The sequence below is a fragment of the Microvirga sp. 17 mud 1-3 genome, from assembly GCF_003151255.1.
Classification (GTDB): Bacteria; Pseudomonadota; Alphaproteobacteria; order Rhizobiales; family Beijerinckiaceae; genus Microvirga.
This window is the reverse complement of the sequence record NZ_CP029481.1, coordinates 3,177,226-3,203,021: the sequence shown is the minus strand read 5'-3', so window position 1 is coordinate 3,203,021 and position 25,796 is coordinate 3,177,226. Positions and strand designations below refer to the sequence as shown.

The window sequence follows — 25,796 nt, the reverse complement described above, 5'->3', positions numbered from 1 at the left end:
AGGCGAGGGTTCAGGCCTTCGCTTCGCCGAGCGTGTCCGCCATGGTGGCGCCGCGGGTGCCGAGGGGCTGGTGCGGTCCCTCGGTCGTATCCTTCGCGGTCTGGTGCTCCATCTCGGCATTGATCTCGGTTCCGAGCAGCACGATGATCGTCGAGATCCAGATCCAGGTCATGAAGCCGATAACGGCGCCCAGGGATCCATAGGTCTCGTTGTACTTGCCGAAATTCGCCACGTACCAGGAAAACAGCATCGAGCCCGCAAGCCACAGGACGGAGGCAATGAGGCTGCCGGGCGTGATCCAGCGCCATTTCGCATTGTCGCGGCTCGGCCCGTAACGGTAAACCAGCGCCAGGGCGAGAACGATGCCGATCAGGAGAGCCGGCCAGCGCAGCAGGGCCACCAGGGTCTCGGTCCATGTCTCGAGGCCCAGATAGCTGAGCACGATGGGCACCACCACGACCATGCCCAGGGCCATGAGCATGAACACGATGGCACCGAGCGTGAAGCCGAGCGAAACCACGTTCAGCATGATGAAGGAGCGCTTCTCCTCCTCCTCGTAGACGATGTTCAGGGCATCGAAGATCGACTTCATGCCCGCATTGGCGCTCCACAGGGCGACCGCGAGACCGATGAGGAAACTCAGCCCCAGCGTGCCCGAGCCGTTGCTGGCGATCCGCGTCACCTGCTCGCCGATAATCTCGAGCGCACCGCCCGGCAGGACGCCCGAAAGCATGCTCAGGTGGCTCTGGATCGTCGCCGGATCCGCAAACAGGCCGTAGATCGATACCAGGGCCGTGATGGCCGGGAAGATCGCGAGAAGGGCATAGAAGGTGACGCCGGCCGCGACGAGCATGACACGATCGTGCTGCACCCGCTCATAGACGCGCCAGAGAATATCCTTCCATCCCTGGGCGGGGATTTCGGTCGGCGAGTCCGCCTGCCGTCCGCGCCCGGTCTCATGGGGCGATGCGGGGCCCTCCGTCCTGGCGCCGAAATCGGCGGATTTTCGGCCGGGTGTGGTCGCGCCTCCCGTATGACCGGCGCCCGCCGGCCTGCGGGCTGCTGCTGCCGGCTGCGGCCGGCCGCCAAGGGTGACGAGGCGCACCACGGTCCATCCGAGCAGGATCATCAGGCTCGTGGTGGTCAGCGAGGATGGTGTCCGGTCGGTACTCTGCAATGACATGGTCTCGTCCCAATGGCGTGTCGTGTCTCCAACAGCGCAATGGGACGGCCGGTTCCGCGGCCCCGCTTGGAGGGGCCGCGGTTCGGGCAAGAGTGTGGAACGGATCGCCTCGGTTCAGGCCGCCAGCTTGAGGCCCAGAATGCCCGCGACGATCAGGCCGATACAGGCGAGGCGGGCGGCGGTGGCCGGCTCTCCGAAGAGATAGATCCCGAGGATTGCGGTTCCGACCGTGCCGATCCCGGTCCAGACCGCATAGCCCGTACCCACGGGCAAAGCCTTCAGGGCGAGGCCGAGCAGCAGCACGCTGGCGATCATGCTGGCGCCCGTCAGGACCGAAGGGACGAGGCGCGTGAAGCCCTCGGTGTATTTCAGGCCGATCGCCCAGCCGATCTCGAAGAGACCGGCGACGAAGAGATAGATCCATGCCATGACAGGACCTCCGTCGATGGCAGGGGCGTCCCTACCGGGATGTGGGGGAAAGCGGGGTCGTCCCCGCCGCCGGCAATATACGGGTCACGGCTGTGCCCCTTCAAGGCTGCCTTGGGGCATGGGGGCTTGACGGCCACGCATGGGCCGTCCGGACCCTAGTCGTCCGACGGATGCGGCATGCCGAGGGATTGGAGCGGGTTGAAGGGTGCGTAGGTCTGGTGCTTCCAGGCGTCGCCGCAATTCACGCAGATGGAGCGGACTGAGTAATCCGCCTGCTCCAGGCGCCGGAGCAGGCGCTCCTGGCGAGCCTGATTCTCCGCGTCCGCATCGAAGCCGGAAGGGCGCACGGTGAGCCTGAGCGGTTTTGAACCCTCTGCGTCCGACGCTGCCTCGCCCTGGGCGAGGGCCGGGACCGTTGCGGCAATGATCCATCCAGCTCCGGCAAGAAGGCCCAGGAGGGCAAGGCAATATCGCGGCATCGAATAAACTTCCCTAATGAAATGAGTTGGACGTCATAAAAAGCTGCTTCGTCAAGCGCCGTAGCCGGAATAGCGCTCTTTCAAAAGCGCTTCCGCCCAGGGCTGCGATCCGCCGAGCATAGCCCCGCCGCACCCCACGTGCCCCCTTCGTGTAAGGAGGCCCGGCACTTTCGGGCGCTTGGCCAGGCGCCGTGGCCGGAAGTCCGGACAGGCATGGCGGCAGAGTAAGGCGCCCCTATGGCCGCCGCGCGCACGCTCGATCACGTCTCTGCCATCGTGCTTGCCTTGCCCTTGCTGGGACAGGGCGGCGCCAGAACCGACCATGACGGGGAAGTTACGAGATCGGGAGTTGCGCGACAGAATTCCCTCCCCCTTGTGGGGAGGGTCAGGGTGGGGGTGTGAGCGCCACGTTCTGAGAATTCAGAGCTGACACCCCCACCTCCACCTCCTCCCCACAAGGGGGAGGAGAGCAGCGCAGCGCTTCCCCCGAGAGCTTGAGCCGTGGGGAGGAAAGCCGGTTGAGGGTCTCCCTCAGATGAAGAAGAAGTCCTTTTCGGTCAGCTTGAGGCCCTTCTTGAGGGTCGCAATCTCGACCGCAGCCTTCGACCCGGACCCATCCGCATCATAGGACAGCACGCCCGTCTTCTTGTCGTAGATGAAGAAGTCGTTGGCATCCTTGGCCTTGTCGCCCACCGTGAAGAACTTGCTCGCCATCTTCGCCGGCTTGGCCTCGCTGCCCTTCTTGATCGCCGCATAGAGGCTCTTGTTGGCCTTGAACAGGCTGTTCTCCAGCCAGAGCGTGTCGTCCTTGACGGTAAAGTCGGCGATCTTGTCGAGGTTGGTTTTCTTGTTGAACTTGGCATCGAACACAAAGATGTCCTGGCCCGCGCCACCATACAGCACGTCCTTGCCGGCCCCGCCGTAAAGCTTGTCGTTGCCGGACAGACCCTTGAGCATATCGTTGCCAGCGAGGCCCTTGATCACATCGTTGCCGTCCGCGCCGGTGAGCCGGTCAACCCGCGCCGTGCCGCGCAGGCTCAGCGACACCGGACCGGACGGGCTGCCGCCCCCTCCGCTACCGCCCGAAGAGCCGCCATCGGACGGAGGCGGTGGGGTTACGGTGGACAGGTCGAGGGTGGCGTCGTCGAACTTGGCGATCTCGACGTTCTGCAGGGTGTCGGTGCCGTTTGGACCCGTCACCGTGATGCTGCCGTCGGTGTTCTTCACCAGCCCATAGGCGGATTTCGCCCCGGAGAACATGGCCGTGTCGGTGCCGGCGCCGCCGTCGAGGCGGTCGGCGCCCGCTCCGCCCCAGAGGGTGTCGTTCCCGCCCGCACCGACAAGCGTATCATTGTGATAGCCGCCGTCGAGCTTGTCCGCGGCGGCTGTGCCGGTCCAGGTGAGGCCCTTTTCGTGGGCGGGGCTTGAGTAATGGTAGGTGACGACATCATTGGCGGGCTTGTGCTGCGTCGTGTAATCGGTCCACGGGACCTCTGCCCCTCCTTCGCTTTGAGGATCCATCGGGTTTGCGAAGGAGTAGTAGCTCCATAGGAAGGCGCCGCCGAGCCATTGGCCGCCGTAATTCTCCATGACTTTGTAAAGTGCAGTATAAGCGTCGACCTGCTCCTGGGGATCGTATGTTCCGCTGCCGCCGAAAACGCCAGGATCCTTGTTCGCGCCGTCCATGCTCTTGTAGCCGACCTCGGTGAAGATCACCTGCTTGCCGTATTGCTCCGAGAGCGCCTTGTAATACTCGACGACGGACTTTCCGCCGTGCAAGGTATCCCGGATCCAGGGATTGAAATGCGGCTTGATCCAGGCATCGACGATCTGGTCGACCGTCGGATCGTTCACCGTCGAAGAGGGAATGTAAGCGTCGACGCCGATGAAATCGACCTTATCCCAGAACCCGACCTTCATGACCGTGTCATAGGTGGCTGCGTAGGTGACCTTGCCGGAATAGACGGTGCGCACGGCATCGATGATCTCAGTCCATTTCTCGGTGTAGGTCTTGCCGTCGTTGCAGACCTTGGTCGGATCGATCATGCTGTTCATTTCGGTGCCGACGCAGATCATCTCCGCGCCTGCTGCCTGCGCCACCTTGGCGTATTCGACCATCGTAGCCTTGTAGCTTTCGAACCAAGCCTTGGGATCACTAGGAGTGAGTTCGGCGCGCCAGACGCGAGGGTGGTCTGTTTCCAGATGCGGCTTGAGGACAACCTTGAGCCCCTTCTCCTTGGCCGAAAGGATCGATTCCTTGACCACATCGAAGGTGTCGCTCTCGTTGGCCCACGCTTTGGTCGGATCGACGATCTTCAATCCTACCGAATTGCTGTTCTTATCCGTCTGAAAGAAGTTTGGAATGATCGTGACGGTATTGGCCCCTGTAGCGACGATCTGGGACATGGCAGCCTGGCCATTGGGCGCGAGGATCTGCCCACCCCAATAAGACGGCTGGGTGATGCTTTCCCACTCGAAGATCTGGTCGTTCGACAATTGTGCATTGGACATGGGCCCACCTTTCGCTCCAGGTTCGGTTGAAGCCGATTCTTATTCTTGACGATATAATGTATCTTTAATTCCCGAAGCTGTCTCCTGCCGAATTCCTGGCTCCTGCTCTGTTCAGGGCGGCCTATGCCCTATAAAGAACCGTCGAGCTGCCGACGGCCCCGCGACGATTGACCGGAACGGCCGGTATCGGCGTTGATGCCGTGAACCCCGCCTCCACTCCGAGAAGGATATGCCCATGTTCACCCTTGAAATCGCCGGCAAGGCGATCGCCATCACCAATGCCGACGAGGAGCAGGCCCGCGAACTCTTCATGAGCGAGGATTTCCGGGAGGACCTCAAGTCCTTCACGAGCGAGGGCCAGCCCCTGTGGGATGGTTCCGCGGCCTTCACGGTGCGCCGGGCCTCCGACGACGAGATCGAGGCCTTCGACGACGCCATCGCGGAGGACGAGGAGGATTGGGACGAGGAAGAGGTCGAGGATTCCGATGAGGACGATGACGAGGACGGCATCGACGTGATGTTCCTCGTAACTGTCGACGAGATGGACGACCAGGACGACGCGTAAGCGTCGTCCCCCTTCAAGCCGCCATATTCCAAACCCTCCCTAGGGGGCGGCCCACGCCGCGAATCCATGCCCTTTCCCAAGACCAATCCGAGCCTCGAACGCGCCCTCGCCGAGAAAGGCTACAGTGAACCCACCCCCGTCCAGGCCGCCGTGCTCCAGCCGGAGGCTGAAGGGCGGGACCTGCTCGTCTCGGCCCAGACGGGCTCCGGCAAGACCGTCGCCTACGGGCTCGCCCTCGCTGAGACCCTTCTGGGGGAGGCGGAGCGCTTCGGGCCGCCTGCGGAACCGCTCGCGCTCATTGTGGCGCCGACCCGAGAGCTGGCGCTCCAGGTCCACCGGGAATTGATCTGGCTCTATGGGCCGACCGGGGCGCGGGTCGCGTCCTGCGTCGGCGGCATGGACGTGCGCCGCGAGCAGCGGGCGCTCGCCGATGGCTGCCACATCGTGGTGGGCACGCCGGGCCGCCTGCGCGACCATCTGGAGCGCGGGCGTCTCGACCCGTCGCAGATGCGCGCCGTGGTCCTGGACGAGGCCGACGAGATGCTCGATCTCGGCTTCCGGGAGGATCTGGAATTCATCCTCGACGCGACGCCCCCGGAGCGGCGCACGCTCCTGTTCTCGGCCACCTTGCCGCGCAATATCGCGGCCCTGGCGCGGCGCTACCAGCGCGACGCCCTGCGGGTCGACACGCTAGTCGAGAACCAGCCTCACGGGGACATCGACTACCAGGCGGTGCGGATCGCGCCCAACGAGATCGAGCTCGCGGTCGTGAACGTGCTGCGCTTCTTCGAGGCGCGGGGCGCCATGGTGTTCTGCCATACCCGCGAGACCGTGCGCCACCTCCATGCCAGCCTGGTGGAGCGTGGCTTCTCGGCCGTCGCCCTGTCGGGCGAACTGACGCAGAATGAGCGCAACCATGCGCTCCAGGCTCTGCGCGACGGGCGGGCACGGGTCTGTGTCGCCACCGACGTCGCGGCCCGCGGCATCGACCTGCCGGATCTCGGGCTCGTGATCCATGCCGACCTGCCGAACGACCCCGAGACCCTGCTTCACCGCAGCGGCCGCACGGGGCGGGCGGGCCGGAAGGGCGTTTGCGTGCTCCTGGTTCCGTATACCCGCCGCCGCAAGGCCGAGCGCCTCATCGACGATGCCGGCCTGGAAGCCACCTGGGGCGGCCCGCCTTCGGCCGACGAAATCCGCCGCCGGGACCGCGAGCGCATCCTGCAGGATCCGGCCCTGACCGACGAAACGACGGAAGACGACCTCGCGACCGCGCAGGCGCTCCTGTCCCGCCTCTCGGCTGAGGAGATCGCGGCCGCGTTCGCGCGCGTGCTCCGTGCCCGCCTGCCGGCCCCGGAAGAAGTGTTCGATCCGGGTGCCGACCGCGGCCCGCGCGACCGGCTCGACAAGCGCACCCGCGAGAAGGAGCGCGACACCCAGAGGACTCGCGAGGGCCGTGCCGATTACGGCGGCGGCCAGGACATGGTCTGGTTCCGCATGAGTGTCGGCCGCCGAAACAATGCTGATCCGCGCTGGCTTCTGCCGATCATCTGCCGCCTGGGCCACGTGACCAAGAAGGAAATCGGCTCGATCCGGATCTTCGACCGGGAGACCAAGTTCGAGATAGCCCAGTCGATCGCGCCCAAGTTTGCTGCTGCCGTGCGCAAGACCAACGACGAGGATATCCGCATCGAGCCCGCGGAGGCACCGGGCGGACGAAGCGACCACGACGGGAAGACCGAGAAGGCGCCTCCGAGGAAGGGTGGCTTCAAGGCGGGGCCCAAGGGAGGGCCTAAGGGCGAAGGCAAGAGAAAAGACAGGGGCGAGGACAGGGGGCCATCGAAGCGGGAAGGCAATGGCAAGCCCAAGCGCCCCTTCGCCCGGAAGGGCAAGCCCGGTTAGTCCAAGCCCGGTTAGTCCAAGTCCGGTTAGTCCAAGTCCGGCGCTAGTCCATCTCCGGCTAGACTTGGAACGCGGCCACGCTCCCCTCCGTTGACGTTTCGGGGCGAAACGGAGGATCCCGCCATGGTCACCAAGGAAGACCTGGATTCGCGTGCGTCGGTCGCGTTCGAGAGGGCAGGCGCGCATCTCGATGGCGGCCTGATCGACTGGAACCATGCGGAGCGCTTCGATTCCTTACGCGAGGCCCTGCACTGGGCCATGACGGCCGAGCCGCCGCCCGGCAAGAACGCCTATGTGCTCACCGCCTCCGGACGGGTGCTGGATCCCGACCTGCTGGAGCAGATCTGGACGAGCGTGCAGGGGCCGTGAGCGGCGATCTGCCCGAAGGGTCGGGCCCGGGCCCGGAGCAACCTCGTGGAGCATTGCGCGTTCGTTCCCTGTGACCAGGGAGACGTCTCATGCACAACAGCCTTCATACGGGGAAAGGCCACGCCGCGTTCGCGCCGGCGCGGCGGGAGACCGGACCGGGGACCAACTGGCTGACGCCGGCCCTGATCGGCGGTGCGGCCGTCATGGGAGCCGCGGCCCTCTACACATCCATGCAGGCGACCGAGGCGGAGCGTGAGTACCCGCCCATCGGCCGGTTCATGACCGTGGACGGCGTGCGCCTCCACTATATCGAGCGGGGCAGGGGCGAACCGCTCGTGCTCCTGCACGGCAATGGATCCATGATCCAGGATTTCCTGATCAGCGGCATCGTCGACCGCCTGGCCAAGGACTATCGCGTGATCGTGTTCGACCGGCCCGGCTTCGGCTACAGCTCGCGGCCGCGCCGCCTGTGGACGCCGCGCGCCTATGCGCGCCTGTTCGAGAGCGCCCTGCAGCTGATGGGTGTCCGGGATGCGCTGGTCCTCGGCCATTCCTGGGGCACATTGATTGCCCTCAGCCTGGCCCTGGAGGCGCCGACGCTCGTGCGGGGCCTCGTGCTGCTGTCCGGATATTACTACCCGACGGCCCGGGCCGATGTGGTGCTCTTCTCGCCGCCCGCCATCCCGGTCCTCGGCGACCTCATGCGTCATACGGTGGGGCCGCTCGCCGCCAAGGCTTTGCTTCCGAAGCTCATCCGCAAGATCTTCGCACCTGCGCCGGTTCCGCGTCGTTTCGAGGAGCGCTTCCCCAAGGCGCTGGTGCTGCGGCCCTCTCAATTGCGCGCCGTTGCGGAAGACACGGCGCTCATGATCCCGGCCGCCATGGAGATGCAGGGCCATTATCCCGACATCACGGTCCCGACCGTCATCGTAGCCGGTGATTCCGACGAGATCGTCTATTCGGGACGCCAGTCGGAGCGTCTTCAGGAGGATCTGCCCAACAGCGTCTATATGGCGCTGCCCGGCCTTGGCCATATGATCCAGCATCTCGCCCCCGACGCGGTCATCCAGGCGGTCGACGGGGTCGCCTCACGGGCGAAGGCCCGCCCGCGGGCCCCATCCCCGGCCATGGCGGCGCAGGTCCGCGCCTAAGGCCGGGCGAGAGGCGCCGGGCCGGACAGGCAACCCTTCCGCCGTGGTGGCGTTGACGGGGCATCCCCTCTCGCCGGAGCTCCCGTATGCCGTCAACGGGCCGCACGCCTTTCGTCCTTTGGATTGTCGGGATCTGCCTCATGGTCCTGGGTCTGGCCCTGCTGGCCGGAGGCGTCTGGCTCGTGAGCCTGGGCGGGTCCTGGTACTATGCCGTTGCGGGGCTGGTCTTCATCGCCACGGGCGTCCTCCTCATCGTCCGCAGACCTGAGGCGCTCTGGCTCTATGCGGCCTTCGTGCTCGGCACCCTGGCCTGGGCGGTCTGGGAGATCGGGCTCGACTGGTGGCAGCTCGCGCCGCGGGGCGACGTGGTGTTCATCGTTGGTCTCGTCCTGCTGCTTCCCTGGATCGCGCGCCCCCTGGCGCGGGCGGACGATCCGCATCCCTGGCGCGCTGCAGGCCTGCCGCTGGCCGGTGCCCTGGTGATCGCCGCCGTGGTCGGCATCGCGGCGCTCTTCGAGGACTATCATAACCAGGATGGCGCCCTTCCCACCGATGCCGTGGCGGCGGCGCAGCCGGATTATGCCGGCGTTCCCGATAGCGACTGGCACGCCTGGGGCCGCTCAAACTTCGGCAGCCGTTATTCGCCACTCGCCAAGATCACGCCGGACAATGTGAAGAGCCTGAAAGTCGCCTGGACTTATCACACGGGTGATATCCGTGGTCCGGGAGATCCGCAGGAGACCACCTACGAGGTCACGCCCCTGAAGGTGGGGGACACGCTCTATCTCTGCACGCCGCATGATTTCGCCATCGCGCTCGATGCGGAAACCGGGCAGGAGCGCTGGCGCTACGATCCCAAGATCAACCAGTCGAAAGGCCTGCAGCATCTCACCTGCCGCGGCGTGGCCTATCATGCGTCGACGCCCGACAACCTGCCGCCGAACGGCGAATGCCCGCAGCGCATCCTCCTGCCCACCGCCGATGCGCGGCTGATCGCGCTCGATGCCGCGACCGGCAAGACCTGTCCGAGCTTCGGCAAGGACGGGCATGTGGATCTATGGGCCGGCATGCCCGACTTGCAGCCAGGCTTCTATTATTCGACCTCGCCACCGGTGGTGACGAAGAGCCTCGTCATCGTGGCCGGCAACGTGAGCGACAATGTCTCGACCACCGAGCCTTCGGGCGTGATCCGCGCCTACGACATCTACACGGGGCGTCTCGTCTGGAACATGGATCCGGGCGAGCCGGACAGCACCGAGCCTATCGGCCCAGGCGAGACCTACACGCACAACTCGCCCAACAGCTGGAGCGTCTCCAGCGCCGACGAGGCGCTCGGCATGATCTATCTGCCCATGGGTAACGCGACGCCCGACCAGTGGGGCGGCCGCCGGACCGAGAATATGGAGCGCTTCTCCAGCTCCATCCTGGCTCTCGATATCGCGACCGGAAAGGTGCGATGGGTCTACCAGACAGTCCACCACGACCTGTGGGACATGGATATCGGCGCGCAGCCGAGCCTCATCGACCTCAAGCGGAATGGCGAGACGATCCCGGCTCTCGTCGCACCGACGAAGCAGGGCGGAATCTATATCCTCGACCGCCGCAACGGGCAGCCGATCTTCCCCGTGGACGAGAAGCCCGTGCCGCAGGGCGCAGCGCCGGGCGACCGGACCTCGCCGACCCAGCCCTTCTCGTCCGTTTCCCTGGCGCCGGACCAGCCCCTGCGCGAGCGCGACATGTGGGGCGCTACCCTCTTCGATCAGCTCGCCTGCCGCATCCAGTTCCGGCAGTTGCGCTATGAGGGCATGTTCACGCCGCCTTCCACGCAAGGATCCCTTGTCTATCCGGGCAATTTCGGCGTGATCGATTGGGGAGGCATCGCGGTCGATCCGGTACGCCAGATCGCCTTTGCGAATCCGAGCTACATGGCCTTCGTGTCACGCCTCGTCCCGCGCGAGGAGGCGCCGAAGCAGAGCCCGCAGGAGCCTTCGAGCGGCTCCGACATCCAGGGCAGCCAGGAGACCGGCAGCCTCAACCCGAATTTCGGCGCGCCGTTCGCGGTGGATCTGCATGCGCTGCTCTCGCCCCTCGGCCTTCCCTGCCAGGCGCCGCCCTGGGGCTATGTGGCGGGCCTGAACCTGCGCACCGGCGAGGTGGCCTGGAAGCACCGGAACGGCACGGTGCGGGATTCTTCGCCTGTACCGCTTCCTTTCAAGATGGGCGTGCCAAGCCTCGGCGGGCCGATCATGACGGCAGGCGGCGTCGCGTTCCTGACCTCGACCCTGGATTATTACGTGCGCGCCTATGACGTCGCGTCGGGCCGCCAGCTCTGGCAGGACCGTCTGCCGGCGGGTGGGCAGGCCACCCCGATGACCTATCTGTCGCCCAGGAGCGGTCGCCAGTTCCTGGTAGTGGTGGCGGGAGGCCACGGTTCGCTCGGCACCAAGGCCGGGGATGCGGTCATCGCCTATGCGCTGCCCGGTTCCTGATATGCCGGCCGCTTGCGCCGGAGAGCATCCATCGCGTACCAACGGCGCCTGAAACGGGCGTCCTCCATGGGTGGAACGCCGTCCGAAAGGAGAACGGCGGGTCGTGGAGCAATTCGATGTGGTGGTGATCGGCGCCGGTGCGGCGGGCATGATGTGCGCCGCCGAGGCAGGCAGGCGCGGGCGCTCGGTGCTCGTCCTCGACCAGGCGGACGCTCCGGGCGAAAAAATCCGCATCTCGGGCGGCGGGCGTTGCAATTTCACCAATCTCCACGCAGCACCGCGGAACTACCTGTCGCAGAATCCGAGCTTCTGCATTTCGGCTCTCAGGCGCTACACGCAGCACGATTTCATTGGCCTCGTGGAGCGCTACGGCATCGCCTATCACGAGAAGACCTTAGGCCAGCTCTTCTGCGACGGCTCCTCGCGCCAGATCGTCGATCTCCTCCTGGCCGAGATGAAGCGCCATGGCGCTGTCCTGCGGCTCGGGACCGCTGTCGAGGAGACGGTACGGGACGAGGAGGGATTTCACCTGCGGCTGACGAACGGGGCAGTCCGCTGCCGCTCCCTGGTGGTGGCCTCAGGCGGCAAGTCGATCCCCAAGATGGGCGCAACCGGCTTCGGCTACGATCTTGCGCGGCAGTTCGACATCCCGGTCACCGAGACCCGTCCGGCTCTCGTGCCCCTGACCCTGGAGCCCGGCCTGCTCGAACGGCTGAAGCCGCTTGCGGGCGTGTCTGTGGATGCGGTCGTCTCCTGCGGCAAGACGCAATTCTCCGAGGCGATGCTGTTCACCCATCGGGGCCTGAGCGGGCCCGCCATCCTGCAGATCTCGTCCTATTGGCGGGAGGGCGACGAGATTGTGGTCGCGATGCTGCCAGGGACCAATTTGTTCGAAGAACTGCGCGCCGCCAGGGCGCAGAATGGGCGTCAGGCTTTGCAGACGGCGCTTTCACAGTTCCTGCCGAAGCGTCTGGCGCAGCTGATAGCCGAGACCGAGCGGGTGAGCGGCAATCTCGCGGACCTCTCGGACAAGGTGCTGCGCCGGATCGACGAGGCCGTGAACCGCTGGCGCTTCAAGCCCGCGGGCTCGGAGGGCTATCGCACGGCCGAGGTGACGCTCGGCGGGGTCGATACCCGTGCGCTGGATTCCCGGACCATGGAGGCGAAGGCGGTACCCGGCCTGTACTTCATCGGCGAAGTGGTGGACGTGACCGGCTGGCTCGGCGGCTACAATTTCCAGTGGGCCTGGTCCTCGGGCTGGTGCGCCGGACAGGCCGTGTAAAGCCTTACGCGCCGGCAGGTGCATTCGGCAGGCGGAGGGCCTTGGGGCCGATATTGAGACCGATCTGGAGACTGTCGGCGATCCGGTGCGCCCGGTCGATGAAGAACGCCGCCGCATCGGCGGGGCAGACCTCCCGGGCCGTGGATTCGAACAGGGCGAGCCAGAGGTGAAAATGTTCCTCGATCAGGCCGAGGCTGCGATGGGCCACATGGGGCTTGCCCCCGTAGCGCCCGGTGCCCAGGCTGACGGAGGACCAGAAATCCACCATGATGTCGAGGTGCTCGTCCCATCGGGATTCCAGGGCCTTCCGGAAGATCGGCCCCAGCGTCCCGTCCTCCAGGACACGGCTGTAGAAGGTGTTCACCAGCTCGCGGATCAGATCCTCGGTAATCGAGGCTTTGGGTTCGGTGAGAGGGATGGGGCGGGGGGTCATGAACGGGTGCAAAAGGTTCCTCGGGGCACCTTTTGTGTATGCGCCAAAACAGGTATTTTCAATACCTCTTTGAGGGTCCCATGAAGCTGACAGCGCATACCGATTATGCTCTTCGCATGCTGATGAGCCTGGCCGTTCTTAACGACCGGCTCGTCACTATCGAGGAGCTCGCCCGGCGTCACCGGGTCTCGAAGAACCACCTGATGAAGGTGGCCCAGACCCTTGTCGGCCTTGGCCTCGTGCGCAGCGTCCGGGGCCGGGCAGGGGGGCTCCGGCTTGCTCAAAGTCCTGCCGAGATCCGTATCGGAACCGTGGTTCGCTCGCTCGAGGACGACATGCGCCTCGTCAGTTGTCTCGGAGACGGGCCCTCCGAATGCGTCCTCAGCGGCGCCTGCCGCCTGACCGGGGCCCTGTCGCGGGCGCTCGACGCCTTCCTGGCCGAGCTCGAAAAGGTCACGCTCGCCGACCTTATCCAGCATCGGCCCATGATCAAGGAGCGGCTCGGCATCTCGGCCGCCGCCTGAATCTTCTTACCCTCTGTGGCCCCCGTTGGTCCGGACAGTTCAGCCTATCCGGACCGGACCGCGCAGAGGTTTAACGGCGGTTCTGATAGGCATTGGCCCGATAAGTGTCAGGGGCCGTCACCTGCGATCCGCTGGCATTCGGAACCGGTGTGCGGTGCACGCTGCCGGTGGTCGTCGGGGCATGGTGCTTGCGCGTCGCATGCCGCTTCTTCATCGGCTGCTTGGTCATGTGCTGCTGCGCCTGAGGCTGCATGGCGGTTGCCCCATAGGTCGCCGGGTTCGTGGTCTGCGAGCCGCTGGCATTCGGGACGGGTGTCTGCGCCATGGCTCCGGTGCCCAAAGCCAGGGCGGCCGCGATCGTGCTGACGAACAGGTAGCGCATTTGGGACCTCCTCGGTCTGAATGATCGTCGGAGCGGGACATCCGTCCGGCAAAGATAAAACGCCGTGCTAGGCCCGGGAGTTGCAGGGCCGCGGCTCGGGTATCTGTCACGATTGACGGAGCAGGTCGGAGAGGCGGATCATGCCCGGCGAAGGAGGGAGACCGTCATGATGCGACAGGGACGAATCCTCTGGCCGGCTGTTGCGCTCGCAGCCTGTATCGGCGCGACCCCGGCCCTTGCGGACGCCATCGACGGGGAATGGTGCAGCGATGACGGGCGCCACCTGTCCATCGCCGGCCCCGCCATCGTCACGCCGGGCGGAACGCGGATGCAGGGCGCCTATACGCGCCATTCCTTCCTCTATACGGCTCCGCAGAGCGAGCCCGACGGGGGACAGGAAGTGTCCATGCGCCTGTTGAGCGAGACCGTGGTGCAGATCCGCTTCGGGCCGGAGCGTCCCGTCCAGACTTGGCACCGCTGCACCGAGACGACGAGCTGAGCCTCGTTCCGGGACGAAAAGGGTCGCGCCGCCGGGCCGGCACCGCTATAGGAGCCCGGGAGATCAGCAGGGGTGACCTAAGCTTTGGACGAGACGAAACCCGATGGCGTGTACGGCGCTCCTCCGGACGAGCTGGCGGCCGTGCCGGAGGGAGCCATTCCGTTCTCGCCGCTCGAGCCCGGCGCTCAGGCGCTTGAGGATTGTGCCGAGGGCGGGCTTAAGAGCCTCACGATGCTCGCCCCGCCCGGAACCCTGGAACGGCGCTATACCCTTGCCCTCGGTTTGAGGGCGCTCGCGCCTGAAGGGCGGCTGACGGTGCTGGCCCCAAAGGACAAGGGCGGATCGCGGCTGCGCAAGGAGCTTGTGGGCTTCGGCTGCATGGTCGCCGAAGAGCCAAGGCGGCACTACCGGATCTGCACCGTGGCCCGTCCGGCTGAGCTCTCCGGCATCGAGGAGGCGGTCACTGCGGGCGGGATGCGGTTCAACGAGGATCTCGGCCTGTGGACGCAGCCAGGCATCTTCAGCTGGGATCGGGTCGATCCCGGCAGCGCCCTGCTTCTGGAGCACCTCCCGGCTTTCTCGGGCCGCGGCGCGGATCTCGGCTGCGGCCTCGGCATCCTCGCGCGGGCCATCCTCCGCTCGCCTGAGGTCAAGGCGCTGACGCTGGTCGATATCGACCGCCGTGCCGTCGAGGCGGCCCGCCGCAACGTGGCGGATCCGCGTGCAAAGGCGCGCTGGGCCGATGTGCGTGCCTCCGGCGCGGGCGAGACCGGGCTCGATTTCGTGGTCATGAACCCGCCCTTCCACGATGGCGGCGCGGAGGACCGCGCCCTTGGGCAGAGCTTCATCCGCCGTGCGGCCGAGGCCCTGCGTCCCGGCGGCGCGTGCTGGCTCGTCGCCAACCGCCATCTTCCCTACGAGGCCGTGATGAAGCCCCTGTTCCGGCGCATCGCCCTGAAGGCCGAGACCGGCCTCTACAAGATCTACGAGGCCCACGCATGAGCAAGGCTGCCACCCTCAGGCTCGACCGGCTGCTCGCCAATCTGGGCTATGGCTCAAGGCGGGAGGTGCAGCAACTCGTGGACGCAGGGGCCGTAACCCTTGACGGCGCCATCATCGAGGAGCCGGATCAGCGCATCGCCGTCACGCGCGATCTGCCGGAGCGGATGCAGGTGGACGACGAACCTCTCGACCCGCCGCCCGGCCTCTTGCTGATGCTGAACAAGCCGCTCGGCGTCACCTGCTCGCACAAGGAGGCGGGACCCCTGGTCTATGGTCTGCTGCCGCCCCGCTGGCGCCGCCGCGACCCGGCGCTCTCCACGGTCGGCCGCCTGGACAAGGAAACGTCGGGCCTGCTGCTGATGACCGACGACGGCACCCTGCTCCACCGCATCATCTCGCCGCGCAGCAACGTCTCCAAGCGCTATCGCGTCACCCTCGACCGTCCCCTGCGGGGCGACGAGGCCGCAATCTTCTCCTCAGGGACGCTGATGCTCGACAACGAGGACAAGCCGCTCCTGCCGGCCGAACTGGAGGTGCTCTCGCCGACGGAGGCCCTCGTGACCATCACGGAAGGACGCTACCATCAGGTGCGCCGGATGTTCGCAGCGGTCGGCAACCATGTGGTCGCCCTGCACCGGGACCGCATGGGCGGCCTCACCCTGCCGGACGATATCGCGCCGGGGGAATACCGCATCATGGGCGAGGCCGAGATCGCGCAGGTCCTGCCGCCCCGCTGAAGGCGCTCAGGATCCGCGCCCGAGGCGTCAGCCGATCGCCTCGACGAGATCGACCAGCTCGCCCAGATGGGCAAGGCGCCTGAAGCGTGCCGCCGAGACCGGCTCTTCCGCGTGCTCCAGCGCCCAGGTCAGCGCATGGGGAACATAGACGCCCCAGCTCCCCGCCGCGATGGCCGGAACGATGTCGGATTTGAGGGAATTCCCCACCATCATGCTGTGCTCCGGCCCGTCGCCGTGCCGGGCGAAGAGGCGCTCGTAGGTCGCGGGGGACTTTTCGCTGACGATCTCCACGGCGTCGAACAGATCCCCCAGTCCCGACTGGGCGAGCTTCCGCTCCTGGTCGAACAGGTCACCCTTGGTGATGAGCACGATGCGGTAGCGCCCCGCCAGGCGCTCCAGGGCCTCGCGGGCATGGGGCAGGGTTTCCACGGGGTGGTTCAGCATCTCCCGGCCGGCCGCCAGGATGCGCTCGATCACGGCCACGGGCACGCGCCCTTCCGTGATCTCGATGGCGGTCTCGATCATCGAGAGGGTGAAGCCCTTGATGCCGTAGCCGTAGAGCCCGAGATTGCGCCGCTCGGCCTCGAGGAGGCGGCTCGACAGGACCTCCCGTTCCCCATGCTCGGCCAATAGGGACGTGAAGTGCTCTTCCGTGAGCCGGTAGAAATGCTCGTTCTGCCAGAGCGTATCGTCGGCATCGAAGCCGATGGTCGAGAGGGGAGGTGCCATGGGCCGGATCGTACAGGTCGGTTTTCGGGGGGCGGAATCTAGGGCTAGAATTCTGCCCTGGAAAGGCCGCAGCCTGCGGGCCGCAGCCGCATGGAAAGGATTGGCGGAATGCCGAAGCTGAACGGAGTTCTGGAGACGGCCCTCTATGTGGACGACGTGCCCCGGGCACAGGCCTTCTACGAGACGGTGCTCGACCTGAAGCCCATCTTCGCTGATCAGCGCCTCTGCGCCCTCGATGTCGCCGGGCGCAGTGTCCTCCTCCTGTTCCGGCGGGGCGCTACGCTCGAGACCGTCACGATGCCGGGAGGCACCATCCCGCCCCATGACGGAAGCGGGCCCCAGCACATCGCGCTCGCCGTTTCGGCGGAGGACCTCGCAGCCTGGGAGGATCGCCTCGCCGGGAAGGGCGTCGCCATCGAGGGCCGCACGGACTGGCCGCGAGGCGGCCGCAGCATCTACTTCCGCGACCCTGACGGACATCTCCTGGAGCTCGCGACGCCCGGCCTCTGGCCGACCTATTGAGAGCTTCACCGGGACCATGCTTCAGGTTGCGAGAACGCTGAGCGGAAAGGCCCAAAGGTCAACACTAATGGACCTGTCTCTTCTCTCTCGCTAACTTGTCTGCCTTCCGGGACTTGCCAGGCTGCCGGTGCGACCGGTCCCCCGATGGAGGGGCTCCCCCTCGCTGTCCCATCGCCGCAGGGCGTCTTCCTGCTTAGGGTCCGTTGGGTTTGGGAGTGTCTTTGCCTTCATGGGACCGCTTCCTCTGTCAGAATGAACCCAGGAGCTGTTCTGGCCGGCCGAGATTTATCGGGGCTCGGATGGCGCCCGCGTCACTTGAAATCCCTGTTCGGCGAGAGCCGTTAGGATCGTTCTTGCGATCCTTTGTGTGGCGTCCAGATCGAGGCCATACCCTCCTGCTTCAGAACCGTCTCGGCTCGACGAATGCTGCGTCTCGAGCTGAATGGCGTTGACGATAATCGAAAGCGCCACGTTCTCATCGTTCATAGCGGCCTCCAGAACCTTTGGCCTGGTCGTTCCCATGGCCCGGAAACGACCCGGACGCTATGCATCCTTGAGCGAGGTCCATCGGGCGAATATTGATGGCTCAAGGAGCGAAATTGTATTCAAGTTTACGCCTCTCAGAAGAATTAAGGTAGAAAAACCGATAAACTGCATTTTATTTCGGATTTGCCCATGTAAATATTATCCTGAGCCCTATATGGTATTCAGACCAGGTTCGGAAAATCGATCCTGGAACTTCGGTGCCGAGGCTCCTGCAGGGACCTCTCCAAGGAGAGTGTGTCCGCCGGAACGTAAGTTATCGGTCCTGAGCTAACACCGACCGCAAAGGTGTCCCGTTCGTTCGTGCATGGCGGCCTACACGAGCTGATCCTGAAGGAACGCACCATGCAGATCCCTCGCTATGCGGTCGGAGAAACCGTTCTTTACAACGAGCGACGTCTTTCCGGGCACCCCTGGAGAGCCCCCTATGTCGTTATGGCTGTCGTCAAATCCAATTCTGTCGAACCGCAATACTTGATTGGCTCCAGTTATCGTGCCCATGAGCGGCTCGCCGGGGAGCACGAGCTGTGCCGGACACCGCAGCCGATTCACGCGTTTAGGCGGCTCCTGGGTAGGAATGGCGATGATGCGCCCGAAATGAGCGCGGCCAACCTTAATCTTCCACTGCTCGATGATCGCTCTTCGCCGCGGCGTGATCGCCTGGCGGCAGGGGGAGCCCATGTCTAGGCCTGTTTTCGCGCTCACAGAAAACCAGAGAAGCTGGATTGCGTTCGGCACGCTGGCTCTGATGTTCTCCTTCGGCATGTTCGTTGTCTTATTCGTCCATTGATCCCCGCCTGCCTGTCCGGCCGGCTAGCGAAGGAATCTTCATGTCCAATCATCGCTTTGTCTGCGGTCAGCCTGTCATGTTCGTCGACAAGCGCTTCCTTGGTCCAAGCTGGAGCGGTGCGTTCGTCGTCATCAAGCAATTGCCTTCCGGCGAGGGCGCACCCCGTTACCAGATCAAGAGTACCGGAGAAGCGTACAGCCGGATGGCTTATGAGCACCAGCTCAGCGCCGTTGTGGAGATTCTCCGATAACGGCCGAAGAGAGAGCCGGCGCGCATCCAACGTCTTGAAAGCCTCTTGCTTTTCAATCCCGCTCGGACTGGCCGAGGGCGCGCCTGTAAGGGGCCGTCCCTGTGAGCAGCACTCGCGGTTCAGCTTTTCATATCGGTCGTGGTCGGCGCGGCCGTGTCGATGCTCACCACCACGGACATGCCGGGCGCGAGCCGCTCGGCGAGCTCCTGTCCCGGATCGATGGCGACGCGCACGGGCAACCGCTGCGCCACCTTGGTGAAGTTGCCGGTGGCATTGTCGGGCTTGAGGACGCTGAACTCTGACCCCGCAGCCGGCGAGAAGCGCTCCACATGGCCGTGCAGGCTCGCATGCTCCAGGGCATCGACCGTGAAGGTCACGGGCTGGCCGATTTGCATGGCGGCGAGCTGAGTCTCCTTGAAATTGGCGATTACCCAGACCCGCTCCGGGACCACGGCCATTAGCTGGCTGCCGGCGGTCACATATTGCCCGAGGCGGGCTCCGACCTCGCTCAGGCGCCCGTCCTGCGGCGCCCTGATCGTTGTGTTCTGCAGGTCGATCTCGGCCAGGCGCACGGCTGCTTGGGCGTTCTGCACGGCGGCTTCGAGGGACTGGCGGTTGACGAGCGTTGCGGCGAGGTCCTGCCGCGCCACTTCCAGGGACGATTCCGCCTGGCTCAGGGCGGCCTTCGCCTGTTCGAGGGCCGACTTGCTCTGATCCGCCTGGCTCTGGGTCGTCACGCCCCGTTTGAGCAGGGGTTCGACTCGGCTCCAGTTGGCCTGCGCGGTCGCCAGCGCCGCCTTGGCGCCGTTCACCTGCGCCTCGCCGGCTCCGATCCGCGCCTCGTCCGAGCGGCGCTTCTGCTCCGAATTGGCAAGCGTCGCCTTCTGGACCGCAAGGGTCGCCTGCGCCTGCTTCAGTTTCTGCTCATAGATGCGGCTGTCGAGGCGCACGAGCACCTGGCCTGCCTTGACGGACTGGAAGTCCTGAACGGCCACTTCGGCAACGTATCCTGCCAGTTGCGGGCTGATGAGGGTCACCTGGCCGCGGATATAGGCATTGTCCGTGGTCTCGATGGTGCTTCCAAAGGGCGGGAGGCGCCAAGCGTAAAGGACCAGGGCAATCCCGGCGATTCCGAGCGCGACGGCGATGAGGGTGGCGGTGGAGCGGAGATGACGTGTCATGAGGGTCGGACAGGCGTTTCGTCAGGTTGTGGCAGGTTGAGGGGCGATGCGGGACGCGATGGCCGTGAAGGCCACGTGAGCGAGAAGGGCCATGAGCGCGAAGGCTGCGATGACCGCGACGAGAAGAAAGGCGTCGTTGTAGGCCAGCACGTTCGCTTCGCGGGTCGCCTGCTGGCTTAGGAGCGCGAGACCCTCCGCGTTGCGCAGGGCCGAGTCGGTGAGGACGCGCGCATAGGCACCGCCGAGCTGGCTCGTGCGCTGGGCCACCAGCGGGTCGAGGAGGGTGATGTGCTGCACGAGGGCGTGGGAATGCACCTTCTCGCGCCAGGTCACGAAGGTGCCGAACACGGCCGAACCGAAGAGTCCGCCGAGGCTCTGCGTGAGCAGGAACACCACGATGAAGCTCAGGATGTAGTTCGGCCCCTTTTTCAGGGCGGACATCATGCCTCCGGCGAGGGCAGGCGGTAGAAAGAGAGCGCTCGCAAAGGCGATCATCGCCTGGCTCGCATACATCTCTGCTGGCCGCGTAAGGTTCGTGGCCAGGCTGTCCCAGTAGGCTCCGAGGGCGATGAGGCATAAGGAGAGCGCATGGATATGCGGCTCCCGCCCAGGCTTCATCAGCACGGCGCAAATCACCCCTCCGGCGATGCTCGCGGCCAGGATGATCCAGGCGAGGTTGGCGAGCTGCTCGTTCTGCAGGCCAAGCACCTGGAAGAAGCTGAACGCGCCGCTCGATTGTTCTGCCAGCACGATGCGAAATACGAGCAGGGCGCCGGTGAAGTGAAGCACCTCCCGGCTGGTAAGCCAGCGCACGTCGATCAGCGGGTTCTTCCGGTTGAGCTCGATCGTCGCCATGGCGGTCAGCGACGCGATGGCGGCCGCCAGCAGAACGCCGATCCACGGCGCCTCGAACCACCAGTAGAGACGCCCGAGGGTGAGCACGATGGCGAGCGAGCCGAAGCCCACGGCCAGCAGCAGGTAGCTGATAACGTCGAGGCGCTCGATCACCTTGGCGCGCGGCGGCGGCGTAAGCGGCAGGAGGTACACGGCCGCGAAGCTCATGAGCGCCAGCGCGATTTCCATGAGATAGAGCCCATGCCACTGGCCGAATTCCAGAAGGAAGGGCGAGACGAGCCGCGCGATCGGCATGGCGAGCGCGATGTTCGTCAGCGCAAGGCACAGGCCGACATTCATCTTCTTCTGAGGCGGGAACGATTCGAGCGTGTAGAGAAAGCCTAGCGACGACATGGGCGAGGCCGCGATCCCGCTGAAGAAGCGCACGACGACGGCGGATTGAAGGTCGTTCACGAAAAGATGCATGAGCGACACCAGCACGAAACCCACGATGGAGAGTTCCGCGAAGTTGCGCAGGCCGTATTGCGCCCGGATCTTGATGAGCAGCAGCGAGAGGCTGACATTGGGCGCCATGTAGGCCGCCATCAGCCAAGTGGCCTCGTTGGTTGTCGCCCCGAGGGATCCCTGGATCTGCAGGAGGTTCGCCGACACGAGGTTCATGCCGAGCCCCTGCGTGAGCGCAAGCAGCGCTCCGGCCAGCATGTAGCCGGCGGCGAGAAACGGAGGCTTCGGGACGAAGGGCGGCGGCGCCGGTGGCGCTGCCTTCGTCTCGTCGGCGTCGCTCATGCGATCGCCTCGATGTTGCGGGACATGGCACGGAAGACCCGGATCGCCGTCTGCAGGTCATCCTCCGCCACATCGGTCAGAACGGTTTCCCGTATGTCATCCGCGAGGCCGCTGACGAGGCCTGCCTGAGCCCGGCCCTCCTTGGTCAGGGCGACCCGTTTTGCGCGACGGTCCCCCTCCACCGGCCGACGTTCGATCAACCGCTGGGTCTCGAGATGGTCGAGGAGACGGACCAGGGTCGGACCCTCGATCTCAAGCTCGAATGCGAGCTCCGTCTGAGTGATGCCGTCGTGCCGGAGCAGGCGCAGCAGCGTGCGGGCGCGCGCCATGGTCAGCTCCCGGGCCTTCACCTGGGCGTCGAAGGCCGTGCGCAGCTTGCGGCTGACCTTCGTGAGCTCATCGATGAACGTGACGCGGGTATCCGCACGGGAGGTTTCCATAGGAGGCACATTGATAGGTTGCTAATAATATGTCCGCTATATAAAGGCGTCGTCGGGACCAAGCAAGAGAAGCGGATTGCAGGGGTGCCCTGCAGGATTCGCGGGGGAGTTGGAGAAACGGCCGTAAGGCGCTATGGGCAAAAGAAACGCGCAAGAAGGCCCCTGCCATGACCGAGACCCCTCCCGATCGCCTCTCCAACAACCCTGACAGCCCCTATTACGATGCCGCGATCCTGGAGCGGGGTATCGGCATCCGCTTCAAGGGCGTCGAGAAGACCAATGTGGAGGAATACTGCGTCAGCGAGGGCTGGATCCGCGTTGCTGCGGGCAACAGCAGGGATCGTCACGGCAACCCGCTGACGATCAAGCTCAAGGGGCCCGTGGAGCCCTATTTCCGGGACGTGTGAGAACGCCCTAAATTCGCGCCAATCGGGCCTAGAGTGAGGGCGTTCCGTCATCGGACGGAGATGTTCCGCACATCGTCCCGATAAAGGCGCGGCCCCATGCATGTTACCCGTCGCAGTCTTCTCGCCGGCGCCGTCTCGCTCCCCTTCGTGCGGCGGGCCTTGGCTGCGGATACGGATGTCCTGGTGGTCGGCGCGGGCGCGGCTGGGCTTGCAGCCGCCAAGGCCCTGCGCCGGGCCCAATTGTCCGTCACGGTTCTCGAGGCCCGCAGCCGGATCGGCGGGCGGGCCTATACGGATCGGACCCTTGGCCCGTTCTTCGATGCGGGCGCCCATTACATCCATTGGGCTGAGCGCAACCCCTGGCGCCAGATCGCGCAGGATCTGAACGTGTCCCTCGACGTGGAGGCCACAGGCGGAGGCTTCCGGGTCTTCCACGACGGGGTGCCCTTGCCCGAGACCGAGCGCCGGAGGCGCCGTGCTGCCTATCGGGACCTGGAAAACCTGCTGGAAGCAACGGGATCCGTCGATGCCTCGTTCGCCGACACCGTGCAGGGAAGGGCGCCTGAGCTCGCTGCGGCGGCCGGGGGCATTACGCTCTTCGCCCTCGGCGAGGAGCCGGGTCGTGTCTCCGTGCAGGATTACGACCAGCTCTGGAGCGGTGATGACCTCATTCCCTCCGGCGGCTACGGCGCGCTGGTGGCGCTCTACGGGGCGGACGTTCCGGTGCGCCTGAACGTGCCGGTGACGGCGCTGCACCTGGACCATGGGCGCGCCGCGGCACAGACACCGCATGGTGCTTTGACGGCCCGGGCCGTTATCGTCACGGTGCCCGTAGGCGTGCTTCAGGCCGGAGCTTTGCGTTTCGTGCCGGGCCTGCCGGACGAAACCGCAACTGCGCTGTCAGGGCTCCATATGGGAGCGCTCACCAAGATCGCCCTGCATGTCGACCGGGCGCAGTTCGGCGCCGTCGAGGCGACGGACCTCACCGATATCCGGGCGGACGGGGAGGCCATGAGTTTCGAGTTCTGGCCCGACGGGCAGGACATCGCCCTCGCTTATCTCGGCGGAGATTATGCTCGCGAGCTCTGCGCCGCAGGGGAGCAGGCCGCGACGGATTACGCGGTCGAGCGCCTTGCCACCATGGTCGGCGGCCGCATTCGCGGCGCCGTCAGGGGCGGGCGCCTCACCGGGTGGTGGAACGACCCTTATGCCCACGGCTCCTATTCCATCGCGAAGCCCGGCCATCTCGCGGCGCGTCAGGCGCTGCGGATGCCGATCGCGGAGCGGATCTGGTTGGCCGGCGAGGCGAGCGCCGGTGGCGGCGCCATGACGGTGGGCGGCGCCTTCCTTGAAGGCGAGCGGGCGGCCGCGGAAGTCGCCCGGTCTCTGCAGCGCTCCTGACGCTCTCATCCCGAGGCGCTTGCGTACAGCGCCGATGTCGCCCAAAGCTCGCACTCCCTTGCGATGGAGACGATCCTTGGCGGTCAGGCCCCTTGTCTATTATCCGGATCCCCGCCTGCGCATCCCGGCCGAACCGGTGACGACATTCGATGCCGCCCTAGGCGATCTGGCAGGTGATCTGGTGGACACGATGCGTGCGGCGCCGGGCGTCGGCATCACGGCCCCGCATGTAGGCATTCCCTTGAGGCTGGTGGTCATTGCGCTCAAGGGCGATGCGGAACCGAGGATCTATGCCAATCCGCGCATCCTTGAGGTTTCTGAGGATAGAATCCGGCACATGGAAGGCAGCGTCTCCATGCCGGGCGTGACCGACGAGATCGAACGGCCCGCGCGGGTGCGGGTCGCATTCCAGGACCTTCAAGGCCAAGCGCGGGAGGAGGAGGCAGAAGGCTTCCTGGCCGTGTGCCTGCAGCACGAGATCGACCAGCTCGACGGGATCTTCTGGCTCGACCGGTTGTCACGGCTCAGGCGCGACCGGGCGATCAAGCGGTACGGCAAGCTGAGCCGGCACAGAAACGCGGCGCCGGCTCACTCCTCGGCTTAGAGCCTACCAGCCGTAGCCTCGCTGCCGGGCAGGACGGAGCGGGAAGCAGCCACGGTAGTTGCAGGTCGATTCCCACAATTCGCCCGTCGCCATGTTGATGCATCGACTCGAATTGCAATCCCACTGCCCGCGTGGACCCCGGGCTCTGCGCGGCGGCGGATATTCGTCCATGTCGCGGTAGCGTGGCGCATAGCGCGGGCCGGGCGGAGGGCCGTAGTAATCATCGCCATAGTAAGGCTGAGCACCTGCGGGAGTGCCGGCGATCAGGGCGCCGACGAGCGCCAGGCAGGCCAGGGCAACGCGTTTCGACATAGAGCTCTCTCCACAGGGTCGACCAGCACGATTCGAGCGGTCACGGGTGCGATTCTTGGGGTTCGCCCGTGAACCCATTCTGAATGCGAACCGGATGCGCCCGGTTCCATGGGAAATGCGCTGGTCCCCTCGTCAGCCCTCGGGCAGAACCCCTGTCAGGCGCGCTTTTTCATGAGGGCGTTAAGGCTTCCGTAGGAACCGGCCGCACTGCAGATGAGGTCGGAATCTCCCGCCTCGAGGAAAGCCTTCGCGAGATCCGAGAGCCGGTTCAGCAGCGCTTCGGACAGCGCGGAACCGGCGCTGAGACGACGTGCCCCGAGCCGAGCCAATTCCGCGGCTGCGGGCAAACCGGGACGGGCCATCACATTGAGCGGCAGGTCGGTGCCGGTCGCGATGCGGCGGATGTCGTCCGGCGCCGTCGCGGCCGGAACGAAGATTCCGCTCGCACCGGCATCGCGGTAGCGGCTGGCGCGGGTGAGCGTCTCGTCCACGCGCGCCTCCTGCGGGGCGAGACCGCGCAGGAAGACGTCGGTCCGCGCATTGATGAAGAGGTTGACGCCGGTCCTCTCTGCAACCTGCCGGATTGCCTCGATCTTGGCGCAAAGCAGGTCGGGCGAAGCCGATCCGTCCTCGATATTGATGCCGCTTGCACCCGCATCGATGAGGCGCGCAGCGAGCTCGCCGACTTCCTCCGGCCGATCGGAATAGCCGCCTTCCATGTCGGTGGTGACCGGGATCGCGACAGTGCGGGCGATGGCCGCCACCGTTCCCACGAGGAGATCGACCGGCAACGTGTCCCCATCCGCATAGCCGTGGGCCCAGGCGACGCCGGCGCTCGTCGTCGCTATGGCCCGGCTGCCCAGGCTCTCCATCAGGCGCGCGGTGCCGGCATCCCAGGCATTGGCAAGGATCAGAAGCTCGGGGCCCTGGTGCAGGCGATGAAAGGCGGTTGCGGCGTCGGGCCGTGCGGGCATGGCAAGTCTCCGGTCGTGAAGGAGTGAAAATGGCGGGCCATGGCTTGGCCGTGGCAAATGGAATC

General features: G+C 65.6%; 28 protein-coding genes. 15 read left to right on the top strand and 13 right to left on the bottom strand.

What is annotated here, in order from left to right; genetic code table 11:
- Positions 1–10: 10 nt before the first annotated feature.
- From C4E04_RS15130 to C4E04_RS15115, 4 genes are all read right to left on the bottom strand, one after another.
- Positions 11–1,183: a YihY/virulence factor BrkB family protein gene (locus C4E04_RS15130; RefSeq protein ID WP_109598623.1), complete on the bottom strand. Its 1,173-nt coding sequence runs from the start codon at positions 1,181–1,183 to the stop codon at positions 11–13.
- 114 nt (positions 1,184–1,297) lie between these two features.
- The gene (gene sugE, locus C4E04_RS15125; protein ID WP_109598621.1) at positions 1,298–1,612 is read right to left on the bottom strand and encodes a quaternary ammonium compound efflux SMR transporter SugE; all 315 of its coding nucleotides are present in this window, start codon (positions 1,610–1,612) and stop codon (positions 1,298–1,300) included.
- A gap of 155 nt (positions 1,613–1,767) precedes the next feature.
- On the bottom strand, positions 1,768–2,091 hold the full coding sequence (locus C4E04_RS15120; RefSeq protein ID WP_109598619.1) for a hypothetical protein: 324 nt from the start codon (positions 2,089–2,091) through the stop codon (positions 1,768–1,770).
- 531 nt (positions 2,092–2,622) lie between these two features.
- Positions 2,623–4,602 carry a calcium-binding protein gene (locus tag C4E04_RS15115; protein ID WP_109598617.1) on the bottom strand — a complete coding sequence of 660 codons (1,980 nt, stop codon included), beginning with the start codon at positions 4,600–4,602 and terminating at the stop codon, positions 2,623–2,625.
- A gap of 235 nt (positions 4,603–4,837) precedes the next feature.
- On the opposite strand from C4E04_RS15115, the gene C4E04_RS20955 reads away from it, so the two are divergent.
- The 6 genes from C4E04_RS20955 (at position 4,838) to C4E04_RS15085 (ending at position 12,360) form a co-directional block, all read left to right on the top strand.
- Positions 4,838–5,167 carry a hypothetical protein gene (locus tag C4E04_RS20955; RefSeq protein ID WP_162559420.1) on the top strand — a complete coding sequence of 110 codons (330 nt, stop codon included), beginning with the start codon at positions 4,838–4,840 and terminating at the stop codon, positions 5,165–5,167.
- Positions 5,168–5,233: 66 nt separating this feature from the next.
- Positions 5,234–7,069, top strand: a complete 1,836-nt coding sequence (locus C4E04_RS15105) for a DEAD/DEAH box helicase (RefSeq protein ID WP_109598612.1) — start codon at positions 5,234–5,236, stop codon at positions 7,067–7,069.
- A gap of 123 nt (positions 7,070–7,192) precedes the next feature.
- Positions 7,193–7,438, top strand: coding sequence for a hypothetical protein (locus C4E04_RS15100; RefSeq protein WP_109598610.1), 246 nt, complete (start codon positions 7,193–7,195; stop codon positions 7,436–7,438).
- Between the two features lie 203 nt (positions 7,439–7,641).
- A complete protein-coding gene (locus C4E04_RS15095; protein ID WP_245416336.1) occupies positions 7,642–8,589 on the top strand; it encodes an alpha/beta fold hydrolase in 948 nt (315 codons plus the stop codon).
- Positions 8,590–8,675: 86 nt separating this feature from the next.
- Complete coding sequence (locus tag C4E04_RS15090; protein ID WP_109598605.1) at positions 8,676–11,078, top strand: glucose/quinate/shikimate family membrane-bound PQQ-dependent dehydrogenase; 2,403 nt, start codon at positions 8,676–8,678, stop codon at positions 11,076–11,078.
- Between the two features lie 103 nt (positions 11,079–11,181).
- The gene (locus tag C4E04_RS15085; RefSeq protein ID WP_109598603.1) at positions 11,182–12,360 is read left to right on the top strand and encodes an NAD(P)/FAD-dependent oxidoreductase; all 1,179 of its coding nucleotides are present in this window, start codon (positions 11,182–11,184) and stop codon (positions 12,358–12,360) included.
- Positions 12,361–12,364: 4 nt separating this feature from the next.
- Here C4E04_RS15085 and C4E04_RS15080 read toward each other — a convergent pair whose 3' ends face one another.
- On the bottom strand, positions 12,365–12,793 hold the full coding sequence (locus C4E04_RS15080; RefSeq protein ID WP_109598601.1) for a group III truncated hemoglobin: 429 nt from the start codon (positions 12,791–12,793) through the stop codon (positions 12,365–12,367).
- Positions 12,794–12,873: 80 nt separating this feature from the next.
- On the opposite strand from C4E04_RS15080, the gene C4E04_RS15075 reads away from it, so the two are divergent.
- Positions 12,874–13,317, top strand: coding sequence for an Rrf2 family transcriptional regulator (locus tag C4E04_RS15075; protein WP_109598599.1), 444 nt, complete (start codon positions 12,874–12,876; stop codon positions 13,315–13,317).
- A 70-nt stretch (positions 13,318–13,387) separates the two neighbouring features.
- On the opposite strand, the gene C4E04_RS15070 is transcribed toward C4E04_RS15075, so the two are convergent.
- Complete coding sequence (locus tag C4E04_RS15070) at positions 13,388–13,699, bottom strand: hypothetical protein (RefSeq protein WP_109598597.1); 312 nt, start codon at positions 13,697–13,699, stop codon at positions 13,388–13,390.
- Positions 13,700–13,865: 166 nt separating this feature from the next.
- On the opposite strand from C4E04_RS15070, the gene C4E04_RS15065 reads away from it, so the two are divergent.
- The 3 genes from C4E04_RS15065 to C4E04_RS15055 all read left to right on the top strand — a co-directional run bounded on the left by C4E04_RS15065 (position 13,866) and on the right by C4E04_RS15055 (position 15,937).
- Positions 13,866–14,198: a hypothetical protein gene (locus C4E04_RS15065; protein ID WP_109598595.1), complete on the top strand. Its 333-nt coding sequence runs from the start codon at positions 13,866–13,868 to the stop codon at positions 14,196–14,198.
- 84 nt (positions 14,199–14,282) lie between these two features.
- Positions 14,283–15,200 carry a class I SAM-dependent methyltransferase gene (locus tag C4E04_RS15060; RefSeq protein ID WP_109598592.1) on the top strand — a complete coding sequence of 306 codons (918 nt, stop codon included), beginning with the start codon at positions 14,283–14,285 and terminating at the stop codon, positions 15,198–15,200.
- Positions 15,197–15,937, top strand: coding sequence for a 16S rRNA pseudouridine(516) synthase (locus tag C4E04_RS15055; protein WP_109598590.1), 741 nt, complete (start codon positions 15,197–15,199; stop codon positions 15,935–15,937). Before C4E04_RS15060 ends, C4E04_RS15055 begins: the two co-directional genes overlap by 4 nt.
- A gap of 27 nt (positions 15,938–15,964) precedes the next feature.
- Here the strand turns inward: C4E04_RS15055 and C4E04_RS15050 are convergent, their stop codons facing one another.
- Entirely contained in the window at positions 15,965–16,666 is a 702-nt protein-coding gene (locus tag C4E04_RS15050; RefSeq protein WP_109598588.1) for an HAD family hydrolase, read from the bottom strand.
- Positions 16,667–16,774: 108 nt separating this feature from the next.
- Between C4E04_RS15050 and C4E04_RS15045 the strand changes: the two genes are divergently transcribed.
- Positions 16,775–17,188: a VOC family protein gene (locus C4E04_RS15045; protein WP_109598586.1), complete on the top strand. Its 414-nt coding sequence runs from the start codon at positions 16,775–16,777 to the stop codon at positions 17,186–17,188.
- A gap of 858 nt (positions 17,189–18,046) precedes the next feature.
- Here C4E04_RS15045 and C4E04_RS15035 read toward each other — a convergent pair.
- The gene (locus tag C4E04_RS15035) at positions 18,047–18,496 is read right to left on the bottom strand and encodes a hypothetical protein (RefSeq protein ID WP_109598582.1); all 450 of its coding nucleotides are present in this window, start codon (positions 18,494–18,496) and stop codon (positions 18,047–18,049) included.
- 65 nt (positions 18,497–18,561) lie between these two features.
- Here C4E04_RS15035 and C4E04_RS15030 point away from each other — a divergent pair, with 65 nt between their 5' ends.
- Positions 18,562–18,771, top strand: a complete 210-nt coding sequence (locus C4E04_RS15030) for a hypothetical protein (protein ID WP_109598580.1) — start codon at positions 18,562–18,564, stop codon at positions 18,769–18,771.
- Between the two features lie 119 nt (positions 18,772–18,890).
- On the opposite strand, the gene C4E04_RS15025 is transcribed toward C4E04_RS15030, so the two are convergent.
- The 3 genes from C4E04_RS15025 to C4E04_RS15015 all read right to left on the bottom strand — a co-directional run bounded on the left by C4E04_RS15025 (position 18,891) and on the right by C4E04_RS15015 (position 22,033).
- Positions 18,891–19,952, bottom strand: a complete 1,062-nt coding sequence (locus C4E04_RS15025) for an HlyD family secretion protein (RefSeq protein WP_109598578.1) — start codon at positions 19,950–19,952, stop codon at positions 18,891–18,893.
- A 21-nt stretch (positions 19,953–19,973) separates the two neighbouring features.
- On the bottom strand, positions 19,974–21,509 hold the full coding sequence (locus C4E04_RS15020) for an MFS transporter (protein ID WP_245416335.1): 1,536 nt from the start codon (positions 21,507–21,509) through the stop codon (positions 19,974–19,976).
- Between the two features lie 80 nt (positions 21,510–21,589).
- Positions 21,590–22,033 carry a MarR family winged helix-turn-helix transcriptional regulator gene (locus C4E04_RS15015; RefSeq protein WP_109598574.1) on the bottom strand — a complete coding sequence of 148 codons (444 nt, stop codon included), beginning with the start codon at positions 22,031–22,033 and terminating at the stop codon, positions 21,590–21,592.
- Between the two features lie 167 nt (positions 22,034–22,200).
- On the opposite strand from C4E04_RS15015, the gene C4E04_RS15010 reads away from it, so the two are divergent.
- From C4E04_RS15010 to C4E04_RS15000, 3 genes are all read left to right on the top strand, one after another.
- Positions 22,201–22,440, top strand: a complete 240-nt coding sequence (locus C4E04_RS15010; RefSeq protein WP_109598572.1) for a DUF3297 family protein — start codon at positions 22,201–22,203, stop codon at positions 22,438–22,440.
- A gap of 96 nt (positions 22,441–22,536) precedes the next feature.
- Positions 22,537–23,841, top strand: a complete 1,305-nt coding sequence (locus C4E04_RS15005; protein ID WP_109598570.1) for an NAD(P)/FAD-dependent oxidoreductase — start codon at positions 22,537–22,539, stop codon at positions 23,839–23,841.
- Positions 23,842–23,917: 76 nt separating this feature from the next.
- Positions 23,918–24,445, top strand: a complete 528-nt coding sequence (locus C4E04_RS15000) for a peptide deformylase (protein WP_109598568.1) — start codon at positions 23,918–23,920, stop codon at positions 24,443–24,445.
- A 3-nt stretch (positions 24,446–24,448) separates the two neighbouring features.
- Here the strand turns inward: C4E04_RS15000 and C4E04_RS14995 are convergent, their stop codons facing one another.
- Together C4E04_RS14995 and C4E04_RS14990 are read right to left on the bottom strand one after the other, a co-directional pair.
- Entirely contained in the window at positions 24,449–24,757 is a 309-nt protein-coding gene (locus C4E04_RS14995) for a hypothetical protein (protein WP_109598566.1), read from the bottom strand.
- Positions 24,758–24,912: 155 nt separating this feature from the next.
- The gene (locus tag C4E04_RS14990; RefSeq protein WP_109598564.1) at positions 24,913–25,731 is read right to left on the bottom strand and encodes an isocitrate lyase/phosphoenolpyruvate mutase family protein; all 819 of its coding nucleotides are present in this window, start codon (positions 25,729–25,731) and stop codon (positions 24,913–24,915) included.
- Positions 25,732–25,796: the final 65 nt, after the last annotated feature.